This window comes from Micromonospora sp. NPDC127501 (assembly GCF_040302185.1).
Taxonomy (GTDB): Bacteria; Actinomycetota; Actinomycetes; order Mycobacteriales; family Micromonosporaceae; genus Micromonospora.
Map to the genome: position 1 here is coordinate 265,384 of NZ_JBEORJ010000006.1, position 13,199 is coordinate 278,582.

The 13,199-nt window shown below is 72.8% G+C and carries 8 protein-coding genes; 3 read left to right on the top strand and 5 right to left on the bottom strand.

Going from position 1 to position 13,199, the window contains the following annotated elements:
• Positions 1–53: 53 nt before the first annotated feature.
• The gene (locus ABTW72_RS16420) at positions 54–1,205 is read left to right on the top strand and encodes a C39 family peptidase (protein WP_350859537.1); all 1,152 of its coding nucleotides are present in this window, start codon (positions 54–56) and stop codon (positions 1,203–1,205) included.
• Here ABTW72_RS16420 and ABTW72_RS16425 read toward each other — a convergent pair whose 3' ends face one another.
• Positions 1,206–2,492 carry an outer membrane protein assembly factor BamB family protein gene (locus tag ABTW72_RS16425; RefSeq protein WP_350859540.1) on the bottom strand — a complete coding sequence of 429 codons (1,287 nt, stop codon included), beginning with the start codon at positions 2,490–2,492 and terminating at the stop codon, positions 1,206–1,208. It lies immediately after the preceding gene.
• The gene (locus tag ABTW72_RS16430) at positions 2,489–3,787 is read right to left on the bottom strand and encodes an outer membrane protein assembly factor BamB family protein (protein WP_350859542.1); all 1,299 of its coding nucleotides are present in this window, start codon (positions 3,785–3,787) and stop codon (positions 2,489–2,491) included. Before ABTW72_RS16430 ends, ABTW72_RS16425 begins: the two co-directional genes overlap by 4 nt.
• A 133-nt stretch (positions 3,788–3,920) precedes the next feature.
• Here ABTW72_RS16430 and ABTW72_RS16435 point away from each other — a divergent pair, with 133 nt between their 5' ends.
• Positions 3,921–5,780, top strand: coding sequence for a DUF6311 domain-containing protein (locus ABTW72_RS16435; protein ID WP_350859545.1), 1,860 nt, complete (start codon positions 3,921–3,923; stop codon positions 5,778–5,780).
• Between the two features lie 24 nt (positions 5,781–5,804).
• On the opposite strand, the gene ABTW72_RS16440 is transcribed toward ABTW72_RS16435, so the two are convergent.
• On the bottom strand, positions 5,805–7,601 hold the full coding sequence (locus ABTW72_RS16440) for a DUF6311 domain-containing protein (RefSeq protein ID WP_350859547.1): 1,797 nt from the start codon (positions 7,599–7,601) through the stop codon (positions 5,805–5,807).
• Positions 7,601–9,364, bottom strand: coding sequence for a DUF6311 domain-containing protein (locus ABTW72_RS16445; protein WP_258400417.1), 1,764 nt, complete (start codon positions 9,362–9,364; stop codon positions 7,601–7,603). Before ABTW72_RS16445 ends, ABTW72_RS16440 begins: the two co-directional genes overlap by 1 nt.
• A 413-nt stretch (positions 9,365–9,777) precedes the next feature.
• Here ABTW72_RS16445 and ABTW72_RS16450 point away from each other — a divergent pair, with 413 nt between their 5' ends.
• Positions 9,778–10,971, top strand: a complete 1,194-nt coding sequence (locus ABTW72_RS16450; RefSeq protein WP_112622227.1) for a hypothetical protein — start codon at positions 9,778–9,780, stop codon at positions 10,969–10,971.
• A 231-nt stretch (positions 10,972–11,202) separates the two neighbouring features.
• Here the strand turns inward: ABTW72_RS16450 and dxs are convergent, their stop codons facing one another.
• Entirely contained in the window at positions 11,203–13,149 is a 1,947-nt protein-coding gene (gene dxs / locus ABTW72_RS16455; protein WP_350859549.1) for a 1-deoxy-D-xylulose-5-phosphate synthase, read from the bottom strand.
• Positions 13,150–13,199: the final 50 nt, after the last annotated feature.

A 13,199-nucleotide genomic window follows, 5' to 3' on the forward strand; every position in this document is an offset into this window, starting at 1 on the left:
GACCGAGGCGTACGCGATGCTGGCCGGCGGCACCGAACGACGGACGGACTGGCATGACCACTGCGGCACCACCCACCCGACGGGACATCGCCTACCGGGCTTTCCACCTGCCGACGGACACGACCAGCGGCAGCGGCGACGGCCTGCTCGCCGGCGGTCGAGGGCTCGTCCTCGACGGCGTCGCCGAACGGGGCACCTGGACGTCGCCGCCGGTACCTGTCGGCTTCGCCGTCGCCGAGGTGGTGCCGTCCTGGACGGCCGACACCCCGGACGGCTGCTGGATCGAGGTCGACCTGCGCGGTTGGCACGACGACGCGCCCAGCACCGACTGGTACCGACTGGCCCGCTGGGCCGCCGGCGACCACACGGTACGGCGCACCTCGCTGCCGGGACAGCGCGACAGTGCCGCCCGGGTCGACACCGACACCCTGATCGTGACCGGAGCGACGGTCACCGGTTGGCAGACGCGGGTGACCTTGTGCCGGCCCGCCGGCAGCCCGACCGGCCCGGTGCTGCGCAGCATCGGCGCGGTCGCGACCGGCCCCACGACGGTTGACCAGGGGTACGCGGGGGAACCCGTGCCGTCCGCTGCCTGGGGCCGGGTGCTGGACGTGCCCCGCTACTCGCAGCGGCTGCACGCCGGCCAGTACCCGCAGTGGGGTGGTGGCGGAGACTCCTGGTGCAGCCCCACCTGCACCTCGATGGTGCTCGCCTACTGGGGCGCCGAGCCGACGCCGGACCGCTACGCCTGGGTGGAGCCGTCCGGCCCGCGTCCGGTGGTGGTGCACGCCGCCCGGCACTGCTACGACCACGCGTACGCCGGGGCCGGCAACTGGCCGTTCAACACCGCGTACGCCGGTCTGCACGGGGTGGACGCGTTCGTCACCCGGCTGCGGTCGCTGGTCGAGGCGGAGGCGTTCGTCGCCGCCGGCATCCCCCTGATCGTCTCCGCCGCGTTCCGGGCCGACGAGGTGCCGGGGCTCGGCTACGACACCGCGGGGCACCTGATGGTGCTGGTCGGCTTCACCGACGACGGCGACCCCGTGCTCAACGACCCGTACGCCCCCGACGACGACGCGGTCCGTCGCACCGTGCCCCGACAGGGGTTCGAGGCGGTCTGGCAACGCGGCAGCGGCGGGGTGGCGTACGTGCTGCGACCCGCGTCGGTACCACTGCCCCCGGCGCCCACCCAGGCGAACTGGTGATCAGTCGCTGAGTTTCCAGAGCTGGTACGAGCCGGTCGTGGTGGCGACGCACACCAGGTAGCCGGTGATCGCCTGACACCCCCCGGTGACATCGGGCAGCACGTCCACGACGTGCACCTTTCCGGCGGCGATGTCCAGCTCGCCGACGAGCACCCCTCCGTCGGGATGCCGGCGTATGCCGACCAGCCGGCCGCCGACACCGAGTTGGTACAGCTCCCACCGGCCCAGGTCGGCCAGCTGCCGGCCGGTCAGCGCATCGAGCACGACGTACTGCTCCGACGGACCGACGCCGCTGAGGTTGGCCATCAGCCGACCGCCGCTTGGCCAGGCCCACCCCCACTGGCTGCTGCGCCAGCGCACCTCGCCGGTTGCCGGGTCGAGCGCCTGCAGTTCGTTGTTGCCGGTGCGCAGGCAGAGGACGGGGCCACAGTCCAGCGCGAAGTCGACGTGCACCCTGGCGCGGGTCCAGCGGGGCTCGAGCTGGTCCAGCGCGTACGCGGTGACCGTGCCCGAACCTCTGTCGATGGCCAGCAGCAGGTCCTTGGTCAGGTCCAATCCGATCGGGCCGCCGTCGGGTGGGCGCAGGTCGGCGCGGGCCAGCACCGCGCCCGTGATCGCGTCGCGTACCTCGACCGGCCCGTCCAACTGGTTGAGCACCACCCGGTCCACCCCGAGCCCGGTGTCCCGCACCCTCATGTCGGGGCTCAGGCCGGAGAGCTGCCAGCGCACGGTGCCGCAGCACGGATCCACCGCGCGCAGACTGGACGGTACGGTCTCGCCGCCGCTGCGCAGCAGCACGTTGCCGTCGGTCAGCTTGGAGACGGTGCCCGGCTGCTGCCACCGGTACGCCCCGGTGGCCCGCTCCAGTGCGACGGTGAGAGTGTCCCGACCCTCCGGGCCGATCTCGTACCCGGTGGCCAGCAGCATCCCGGCCAGCGGAATCATCCCCCAGTACCGGGCCTCAGCCGGCAGCGGCGCCTGCCAGACCGGCTCGGCGTCGGGCAGCCGATACGCGGCCAGCCGCGCCTGCCGCGTTTCGGTGCTGGCCGGCTCCATGACCAGGAGCAGGTCACCATCGATCATGACGTCGGACCCGGGCCGGCCCGGCAGCGTCACCGGGGCCGGCCGGGGCGGTACGACGACGGCGGAGGCGGCGAGCGTGACCAGCGCGAGCACCACGACCAGCGCGCAGCGCAGCGGACGACCGTGAGCGCGAGGTGGGCGGGGCATCGACTCCGGGCCCGGATCGTCCCGCAGCTCGCCGAGGTCGATCACCGAGTCGGTCACCGCGTCAACCTCCACAGAGCTGTCGTGCCGTCGAGGCGCTGGCAGAGCAGGACCGGCAGGGAAGCCTGGCAACTGCCGGCGATGCCCGGCAGCACGTCGACGATGCGCGTTCGGCCGGCCACCAGGTCCAGTTCGGCGACGACCATCCGACCGTCGTCACCCCGCCGCACACCGACCAGCGGATCGTCCGGCCGCAGCACCGGCATCAGACTCCACGCGCCCAGTTCGGTGCGTATCTGCCCGGTGGCCGCGTCCCGCACCGCGTACCCCTGGCCGGGCCTGGCCATCAGTAGCCGACCGTACCGGACGTCGGCCAGGACGTCCTGGCCCGGTTCCGACCACCGCACCGAGCCGGTGGACGGGTCGAGCACCTGGAGGCCGCCGGTCTGCGGTACCGCGCAGAGCAGGCCACCGCATTCGAGCACATGCGACACCAGCGTCACCTCCGCCGTCCACCGTGGCTCCAACTCGGCCAGACCGAAGCTCACCAGCCGGGTGCTGCCCGGCGGGACGAGCAGCAGCAGATCGTCGACGATCTGCACCCGCTGGTACGCCGACCGGTCACCGGGCAGCGTGTCGATGCTGCGCAACAGCTGGCCGGTACCGGCGTCGTGCACCTGCACCTCGCCGGTCGGTTGCAGGAGCACGAACCGGTCGACCTGCCCCTCGGGAGTGAGGTGGTAGGTGGGGCTGGCGGCCGGCGGGATCGGCACCGACCAACGCACCAGGCCGGTGTCGGGCTCAACCCCGCTCATCGCGCCCGACCCGTCCTCCCGGCCATTGGTCACCAGCAGGCCACCGCCGGGCGTCGGCTGGGGAGCACCGGGATGCTGCCAGCGTTGCCGACCCGTCGCGGCGTCGAAGGCGGTGGTCTGGAACCGCCTGTTCGGGGCACCGGCCACCAGGGTCAACACCAGCCCCCGTTCGACCCGGACGTCGAGGTAGTTACCGGTGCGGGCCAGCGGCGCCTGCCACCGCCGCCGCACCCCAGCGCCGGTCGGTGCCGGCTGGGCGTACGCGGTCAGGTACCGGTCCCCGTCGGGTGCCGGCGGATCGACGACGAAGACACCGTCCCCGGCCAGGTACGCGGTGGCCGTCCGCGACGCCGGCACCACGCTCACCGTTCGCTGCGGTGACGGCGCGGCGCCGGCCAGCACCACCAGGCTGAGAAACAGCACAGTCGCGCTGCGCAGCGGGCGACCAACGGCGCGCGGGCGGCGAACCGGAGGCGCCGACACGGGCTCGTCGCGCATCTCGCCCAGCTCGATGATCGACAACGACCGTTCCTCCGTCACCAGGTAAGGCTGGCCGACGGGTCACCATCCGGCAAACGGACAGTCAGCGCACCGGCCCGGCAAAAGCGACGGAACCCCGCCTGTACGATGGCGCGTCGTGGCTGTGCCGGTGGTAGACCCTTCGCTGAATCCCGTGACCGACGCCGACCCGGCCGAGGTCGAGTCGACACGGCGGCCTCGACGCCGTCCGGCCCGAGCCGACCTGTTGGCCCTCGGAGCCTATGTGCTGCTGGGCGTCTTCGTCTGCCTCAACTACTGGGGTGACGTCAACGGCCGGGTCTCCTCGCACCTGCCCACCGATCACAGTTGGTTCGAGTGGCTGTTCGCGCACGGCGAGTACTCGGTGCGGCACCTGGAGAACCCGCTGTTCACGGCCCGTCAGAACGCCCCGGACGGGGTGAACATGATGGCCAACACCTCGCTGCTCGGGGTGACCCTGCCGCTGGCCCCGCTGACCATGCTGCTCGGCCCCCAGGTGATGTACGCGCTCTACCTGGGCGCGGCGCTGGCGGCCACCGCCGGCACCGGGTACTGGATGCTCTCCCGCCACCTGGTGCGCTCCCGGGCGGCGGCGTTCGTCGGCGGCGCGTTCCTCGGCTTCGCGCCGGGAATCATCCACCACGCCAACGGCCAACCGAACTTCGTTTCCAACTTCCTGCTCCCGCTGATCGTGGTGCGGGTGCTGACCCTGGGCGAGCCGGGCCGGTGGCGCCGCAACGGGCTCGTGCTCGGTGCGCTGGTGGCGTACCAGATCTTCATCAACGAGGAGATGCTGCTGCTCACCGCGCTGGCCTGCCTGGTCATCGTGCTGGCGTACGCAGTGCAGCGGCCGCGGGCCACCCGGGCCACCGCCGGCACGTTCCTGGCCGGGCTCGGGGTCGCCGGCGGGCTGGCCCTGGTGCTCACCGCCTACCCGATCTGGTTCCAGTTCAACGGCCCGCAGTCCTACCGGGGCCTGCAGGGCGGCGTGTTCCACAACTGGGGCGAGGACCTGGTCGCCTTCGTCACCTTCGCCCGCGACACCTGGGCCGGCGACCCGGCCGTGGAGAAGACGATCGGTCTGACCGAGCAGAACACCTGGTTCGGTTGGCCGCTGGTGCTGCTCTCGGTGGTGGCTCTGGTGCTGCTCGTACGCCGCTCGCTGGCCGCCCGGATCGCCGCGGTGCTCATCGTGGTGTTCAGCGTGGCCGCGATCGGGCCGTGGGTGCGCTTCAACGGTGTGGAGACCGGTGTGCGCGGCCCGTGGTCGTACGTGTCGGACGACCTGCCGCTGGTCGAGATGATGATGCCGACGCGGTTGACGCTGGTGGTCGCCGCCGCGGTGGGCGTACTGCTCGCGTTGACCTGGGACGCCGCGCACCGCCAGGGGCGCCCGGTGGCCGACCGGCCGCGGGTGCCGGCCCAGCGCGCCGCCGAAGGGGCACCGGCTGTGTCCCCCGAGCCCGCCGAGCCGGTCGCGTCGCGCCGTCGGTGGCTGCGCCCGCTCGGGTACGCGGCGGTCGCCCTCGCCGTGCTGCCGCTCTTTCCCCGCCCGCTGCCCGCCCAGCAGATCGACCCACCGCCGCACTTCATCACCGCGGGCGGCTGGCGGCCGTACGTGCCGGCGGGTCGGACCCTGGTGCCGGTGCCGATCCCGAGCAACGTGCACGGTCTGCCGACGCTGCGGTGGAGTGCGCTGACCGGGCAGGAGTTCCCCGTTCCGGGCGGCTACTTCATCGGCCCGAACGAGCTGGGTGAGGGGGTCTTCGGTGCGCCGAACCGACCGACCAGCTCCCTCATCTACTCCACCATGGACAGCGGCACCGTGCCGGAGCTGACCGAGGAGAACCGCCGCCAAACCGTCGAGGACCTGCGGTTCTGGCGGGCGTCGGTGGTGGTGCTCGGGGCGCACCCCCGCGAAGCGGTGCTCCGTGAGCTGGTCACCGCTCTGCTGGGGCCACCGCAGCGGGTCGACGACGTCTGGGTGTGGGACGTGCGCGCCCTGGTGGGTTAGTCGAGGACCGCGCCACCGGTCGGCTCAGCCGACGTGGTCCCGGACGTCCCACAACCATCCGCCGTCGACCGGTCGGCCCGGGCCGAGCAGATCGTCGACGGTCCGGCGGACCGGATCACCGTGCTCCAGGTGCCCGAGTACGACCACCGCGGCACGCCAGTGCCGCAGGTCCTCGACGGCCTGGCGGCGGTCGGCGTCGCTGAGCACCGGCACCGCGCCGGTCTCGGCCACCTGCCGCAGCAGCACCGACGTGGGCCGGTCCGGCGCACCCCAGCGGGCCGCCGGGTCGTCCGGGCCGCTGGGGCCGATGAAGTAACCGCCCGGCGCGGCGAACGCCAGACCGGTACGGGCGGACCAGAGCATCACCGGGCTGCGCCCGGCACCGGTGACCGGGGGCACCGCGACCACCGTCCGACCGGGCGGCACCAGCGGACGCCAGCCACCGGCGGCGAGAAACGCCGGCACCGGCGCGACCGGCACCACGCGGAGCGGCGTCGGAATCAGGGGCAGCAACGCGGCGGCGACCGCGCCGGCCCACAACAGCCGCACCGGTAGGCCCGGCACCACGTTCGGCCCGCGCGCGGCCCGGACCCGGTCCAGGGACAGGGCCACCAGCACACCCAGCACCGGTACGCAGACCAGCGCGAACCGGGCCGGCACCGCGAGATCGAGCAACGGCAGCCCGCCGACCAGCCGGTACGGCCCCGGAATGCCGGTGGCCTCACCGTCCACCCGCAGCTCGTCGCCGAGCGAGAGCAGGGCGAAGACCACGCCGCAGGCGGCCAGTGCCCGGACCAGCGGTCGTCGCCACTGCCAGATCACGATCACCACGGCGAGCACCAGCAGGCCCGGGCCGAAGAACGAGTTCTCCTCGGTCGGATTCGGCGAGAGCAACCCGGGCAGCCAGTCGTCACCCAGCACTGTCTGCCGGGCCGACGCGGTGAACGAGGCGACGTCCAGTTGGAAGCCCTGCGTGGCGAACGCCATCCCGGAGTAGTGCTGCGGGCCGTGGAACTGGAACCACAGCGGGTACGCCAACGGCACCGCCGCCACGCCGGCCGCCACCGCGAGTCGACCGAAGAGGGCCGGCGCCAGCCGCCGTGCGGCCACCCGGTCGGCGAGCGCGTAACCCAGCGCGAAGACGCCGGCCGCGAGCACCAGGAAGACCAGCACCTCCTCGCCGATGAAGACCTGCCAGACGAGCAGCAGCCCCAGGCCGAGGCCGGGCCGCCACACGCCGTGTCGCGTCGTCTCCGAGGCCGGCCGGAACACCAGGGCGAGGATCGCGGGCACCAGGAACTGCGCGGCGATGTGCAGGTGGGCGCCGGCCTGAGCGATCATGCCCGGGGCGAAGCCACAGATCAGCCCACCCACCGCGGCCGGGGCCCGGGTGCCGACCAGCCGGCGGCGCAGCAGCACGTACCAGGCGACAGCGGTTCCGACGAGGCAGCAGACGACCGCCACGCAGAACGCCACCTGCGAGCCGAAGAGCAGTGTGACCGGGGTGAGCGGGACACCCAGGCCGAGCACCGAGGTGTTCGCCATCAGGTTGACCCCGTCGGGCGCGTTCAACCCGGTGCTGAAGAGCGGGTTCTCCCCCTCGACCACGGCATGCGCCGCGTGGGCCAGCATCCACTCGAAGAGGATCTGGTCACCCGCCTGGTGGAACAGCCGCCACGGGTGACCCCACTGTCCACCGGTCACCAGCACGGCGAGGCCCAGATAGCCGGCCACCACCAGCGCGTCGCGCAGCCAGGCCGAGCGGGACGCGCCGACCGTCGCCGGGGGCGAGATGTTCGGGGACGTCGTCCCGGTGGTCATCAGACCGAACGGTCGGTGAGCGTCCGGACGTCCCAGACCCAGACATCCAACTCCTGGCGGCCCGGGCCGACCAACTCCTCGACCGTACGTCGCAGTGGCTCGGCGTTCTGCTGCCGCACCGGCAGCACCAGGATCGCCGCCCGCCAGTGCCGCAGCTCGTCGGTGAAGCGCCGACGCTGCCGGTCGTCCAGCTTGGGCGTACGGCCGGTGGTCGCCACCTCCTCCAGCATCTGCCCCACCCCACTGGGCCGACCGCCGAACCGGCCCGCGTCACCGGTGTTGCCGTTGCGGGGCGCGAGGAAGTAACCGCCGGGGATCTTGAAGTCGAGGTTGGTGGCAGCCGCCCAGCGCATGCCGTGCGTGTTGCCCATGCTGGGCACCGGGATCGGCACCAGCGTCTGGTCCGGCCCGACGTACGCCCGCCACCGGTCCGCCGTGATGAAGTCCGGCACCGGAGGCCGGGAGACCATCCGCAGCGGCATCGGAGCGATCGGCAGCAGCGCGAAGGCCAGGCCCGCGGCGGTCAGCACCCGGACGGTACGGCGGTCGGCCGGTCGTAGCGCCCAGGCCCGCTCGACGGCGAGCGCCAGCAGCAGACCGATCACCACGCTGGTGATGAGCCCGAACCGGGTCGGCACCACCGCGTCCAGCAGCGGCAGGTGGACCAACCACTGCCACGGCCCGGTGATCAGCTCGCGGTCCCACCAGGAGACCCGCTCGCCGAGGGAGAGCACGGCGAAGAACACGCCGGTCACCGCGAGCGCCCGAACGATCAACTCCCGGCGCAGCCAGACCACGATGCCGATGGCCAGCATCGACAGGCTCCAACCGAAGAAGGCGTTCTCCTCGGAGTAGTTCGGCGCCAGGTTGATGTTGGCTCGCTGGTTGCCGCCGAGGGTGGGCGAGCCGGGGGCGAAGAAGGCGGCGATGTCGTTGCCGTAGTCCTTCACCGCGTCGCTGAGCCCGTGGTAGGCCATCGGCCCGGCGAACTGCACGTAGAGCGGGTACGCCAGCAGCGCCCCGGCCAGCAGCGCGCAGGTCACCACGCCGACGCCCAGGGGCCGCCACGCCGCCCGCCACCGGGCCGGCTCCTGGGCCAGCACCGCCAGCAGGAAGACACCGCAGGCCAGCGCCGTGAAGAGCAGGATCTCCTCGTTGATGAACGCCTGCGCGGTGACCAGCAGGGCGAGCAGGGCCCCGTCCCGAACCGGTTTTCCGGATCGGGTGAGCACCAGCACCCGCCACACGATGAACGGCAGCAGGAACTGGCTGATGATGTTCGGGTGCCAACTGGCGTGCGAGAGCATCGCGGGCGAGAACCCGCAGAACCAGCCACCGACCGCCGCCGCGAGCGGGGTACGCACCAGGTGGCGGGAGAGCATCAGGTACCAGGCCATGGCGGTGCCGGCGAGGCCGAGCGTGACCAGCACCACGAAGGAGACCGCCGGCCCGAAGAGCAGCGTCACCGGGACCATCGGGATGCCCAGCGCCAGCACGGCCGTGTTGGCCATCAGGTTGACGCCGTCGGGGTAGTTGAACTGCTCGGTGTAGAACGGGTACTCGCCGTGCAGCACCACGCGTACCGAGTGGGCCAGGAAGAACTGCACCTGGGCCGGGTCACCGGTGTAGAGCGAGGCCACCCGGCCGGACGGGTCCAGCCAGATCCGGCTGGTCACCCAGAGTGCGGCGAGCAGGAACAGCCCGCCCACCGCCAGGTGCTGCCGGCGCCGAGTCCACCGACGCCACCGCGCCCGCGTCGGCACCGCGCTCTCGGCCGGCGTTCCGGTCTCGGCCGGCGTTCCGGTCTCGGCCGGCGTTCCGGTCTCGGCCGGCGTCTCGGGGTCGGCCGGCGCTCCGGGCTTGGCCGGCGCTTCAGGCTCGGCCGGCGCTGTGGTGGGGGCTGCCAACGCGGGCGGGCCGGCGAAGAGGCCGGCCGGTGTGCGGTAGCTCACCAGCTCGGCGGAGTCGGCTGCCGCCTCCGGGTGCGGCGCGGGCAGGGCGCGGGACTCGGCAGGCGTCACAGTCGGCGGAGTCTACCGGAGCAACCAAAACGCCCTAAACCCCCGGTGGCGTCCATTGTGGTGGGTCGGATGCCGGCCAGCTGAGGCGCCGCATCGGACATCTCGTACTATGGCGCTTTCCGACAGCGACGGCGAGGCGATCGGGGGCGGGCCAGGTGACTCCAGGCCGTCGGTACGGCAGGGCGCTTCCCGTCCTGCTGAGCGCGCTGCTGGCCGGCACGGCCTGCGGTCCGGTAGCCGAACGGAAGCCGCAGGACCTCCGGGTCGGGTACGACAGCCTGGACGGCACCCTCGCCGTGTGGCCGCCCCGCGGCGACCTCTCCGGGGACGCCGCGGCGACGGCGGCGGTCACTGCCGCGGTCCGGGGCTGGCGGTCGCCGGCCGACGACCGCGCGCACCTGCCCTCGTCCGGCATCCTCTTCTCCGGCCGGGTCGACGGCGCCCCGGTGGCGCTGGTGGCCGCCGACGTGCCCGGCGAAAGCGCGTCCTGGCTGCTGCAACTGACCCGCGAGGGCGACCGGTACGCGGTGACCCGCGCCACCGAGTACACCGACCCGGGTTACCTCGTCTACTCCGACGTGCTGCCGGTGCAGACGGCCGGTGGCCGGCGCTACCTGGTCTCGGCCCGGGTACAGCGCCTCCTCGGGCCACAGGACCGGACGTTGACCATCGCTGACGGTCTCAGCGCACCGGTCGACGTGCCGTCCTGCACGGCCGTCGGCGTGACCGCGACCCTGCGAACCACGGAGTCGCTCCCCCGTGGGCGGGCCGCCGACCGGCTGCTCGACCTGGGCACCGGCACCGTCGACCCGCGCTACCCGTTGGTCCGCGACGAGTCCGGCACGGGCCGGCGGGCGCTCACCGGACTGGACACCTGCGTGCTGTCCGGCGATCGCGGCCCCTTCGGCAGCATCCCGCGCCGGATCGGGGACCGGGACGCCCCACGCTCGGTGCCGACGTCCTGGCCGATGGCGAAGCTCACCGTGCGCTCACTCGGCGAAGTGGCCCTCGGCGGCGGCGAGCCGGCCGAGTTGCAGCAGCTCAGCTGGGACACCGACGCCGGCGCGATGACGGCGGTGATCTATCGACCGGCCGACGGGAGCGCGCCCGTCGTCTCACCCGCCGACCGGGCCACCCCGTTGCAGGCGTACCAACTGCCGGTGCCCGGTCAGCCGCTGGTGGTGCTGAGTTGGCGGGCCACCCGGGACAGTTCCCTGTCCGTTCCGCCGGGCACTCCCCTGCTGGTCGAGCGCCCCGGCCTGGTGGTCATCCCCACCCCGTCCCGCTCCCAGACCTACAGCCTCGCCAACACCGACAAAACCCACTACCGCTCCATCTCCCCCCGCTAACCCCACCCCCCACCCACCCCACCCACCCCACCCGCGGCCCGCCCACCCCGCCCCCGCGATCTTGCACTTTCTGTGCCGACAAATCGGCACTCAAGGCGCATCACGGCAACCGAAAGTGCAAGATCGGCGGGGACGAGGCGGGACGAGGGCGAGGCGGGGCGGGGCGACGGGATTGGGGATGGATACACGACGGCGGGCGTCCCGAGGGACGCCCGCCGTCGTTCGTTTTCGTCAGTTCTGTGCGGCCGCGTCGCTGGGGGTGAGGCGGTCCGGGGTGGCATCCAGGCCGGAGATCCAACCAGTGACGTTGCGGGCCACGTCCTGAGCGGTCAGACCCAGGTCGGCGAGGATCTGCGCGCGGGTGCCGTGCGGGTGCCAGTCGGCCGGAACGCCCAGGTCCTTGAGCGGCACCCGGACGTCGGCGTCACGCATCGCCTGGGCGAGCGCGTCGCCCACCCCGCCGACCCGGACGCCGTCCTCGACGCTGACCACGAGCCGGTGGCGGGCGGCCAGGTCGACCAGCTCCGCCGGGACCGGACGCACCCAGCGGGGGTCGACGACGGTGACCCCGTAGCCCTGCTCGGCGACCCGGGCGGCCACCTCCATGCCCAACTGGCCGAAGGAGCCGACGGCGACGAGCAACACGTCGGTACGGGCGGACTCGGCCAGCACGTCGACCGGGCCGACCCGGCACAGCGCCGGTAGGTCCGCGGCGACCGCACCGGTCGGGAACCGCACCACGGTCGGGCCGTTGTCGACGGCCATCGCCTCGCGCAGTTCCTCGCGCAGGGTGGCGGCGTCGCGGGGAGCGGCGATCCGCAGCCCCGGCACCACCCCGAAGACCGACATGTCCCAGATGCCGTAGTGGCTGGGCCCGTCCGGGCCGGTGATGCCCGCCCGGTCCAGCACGAAGGTCACCGGCAGCTTGTGCATCGCCACGTCCAGCAGGACCTGGTCGAAGGCGCGGTTGAGGAAGGTGGCGTAGACCGCGACCACCGGGTGCAGACCACCGAGCGCCAACCCGGCCGCGGAGGTGGCCGCGTGCTGCTCGGCGATGCCCACGTCGTACACCCGCTCGGGGTACTTGCGGGCGAGCTTGGCGATGCCGGTCGGCTCGGCCATGGCGGCGGTGATGCCCACCACGTCCGGCCGCTCGTCGGCGATGGCCAGCAACTCGTCGGCGAAGACGTGCGTCCACTTCACCGACGGGGCGGCCAGCAGGGCGCCGGTCTCCACGTCGAAGGCGCTGCCGGGGCCGTGCAGGCAGTCCGCCTCGTCCTCCTCGGCGGGACGGTAGCCGTAGCCCTTGCGGGTGACGGCGTGCACGATGACCGGGCCGCCGAAGTTCTTGGCCGCGCGCAGCGCCGCCTCGACCGCGCCCACGTCGTGCCCGTCCACCGGGCCCACGTACTTGATGCCCAGGTCCTCGAACATGGCCTGCGGAGCGACCGCGTCCTTGATGCCCTTCTTGACCGCGTGCAGCACCTCGTACATTGGCTTGCCGACCAGCGGCGTGGAGCCGAGGGCGTCCTTGACGGTGTCGAGGACCTTCTCGTAGCCGGGGTTGAGCCGCAGCGAGGAGAGGTGGTCGGCCAGCCCGCCGATGGTCGGCGAGTAGGACCGGCCGTTGTCGTTGACCACGATCACGAGGGAGTTACCGGCGGTGGCGATGTTGTTCAGCGCCTCCCAGCACATGCCGCCGGTCAGCGCGCCGTCACCGACCACGGCCACGACGCTGCGCGCCTCGCCCCGCAGGGCGTACGCCTTGGCGAGGCCATCGGCGTAGGACAGCGCGGTGGAAGCGTGCGAGTTCTCGATGAGGTCGTGCTCGCTCTCCGCCTGGCTGGGGTAGCCGGAGAGGCCACCGCGCTGGCGGAGCTTGTCGAAGCCGGCCTGCCGCCCGGTAAGGATCTTGTGTACGTACGCCTGGTGGCCGGTGTCGAACAGGAGCCGGTCCCGGGGGGAGTCGAAGACGCGATGCATGGCGAGCGTCAGCTCGACCACACCGAGGTTGGGCCCGACGTGCCCGCCGGTACGGGAGACCTTGGTGATCAGGAAGTCCCGGATCTCGGCGGCGAGGACGTCCAGTTCCTCGCCGGACATCCGCTTGACGTCCTGCGGACCGCGAACCGTCCCCAGCAGCCGGCCGTGGTTGGCCGTGTCCTCTTCAACACTCATGACCGGAGAGTCTATCGGCCCCCCGGTACTCCGCAGCCCGGCCCGAGCCC

Bases quoted from the DNA above. Each gene is read 5' to 3' on its own strand.
- dxs (WP_350859549.1), bottom strand. From the start codon at position 13,149: ATGAGTGTTGAAGAGGACACGGCCAACCACGGCCGGCTGCTGGGGACG.
- ABTW72_RS16420 (WP_350859537.1), top strand. From the start codon at position 54: ATGACCACTGCGGCACCACCCACCCGACGGGACATCGCCTACCGGGCT.
- ABTW72_RS16440 (WP_350859547.1), bottom strand. From the start codon at position 7,601: ATGACCACCGGGACGACGTCCCCGAACATCTCGCCCCCGGCGACGGTC.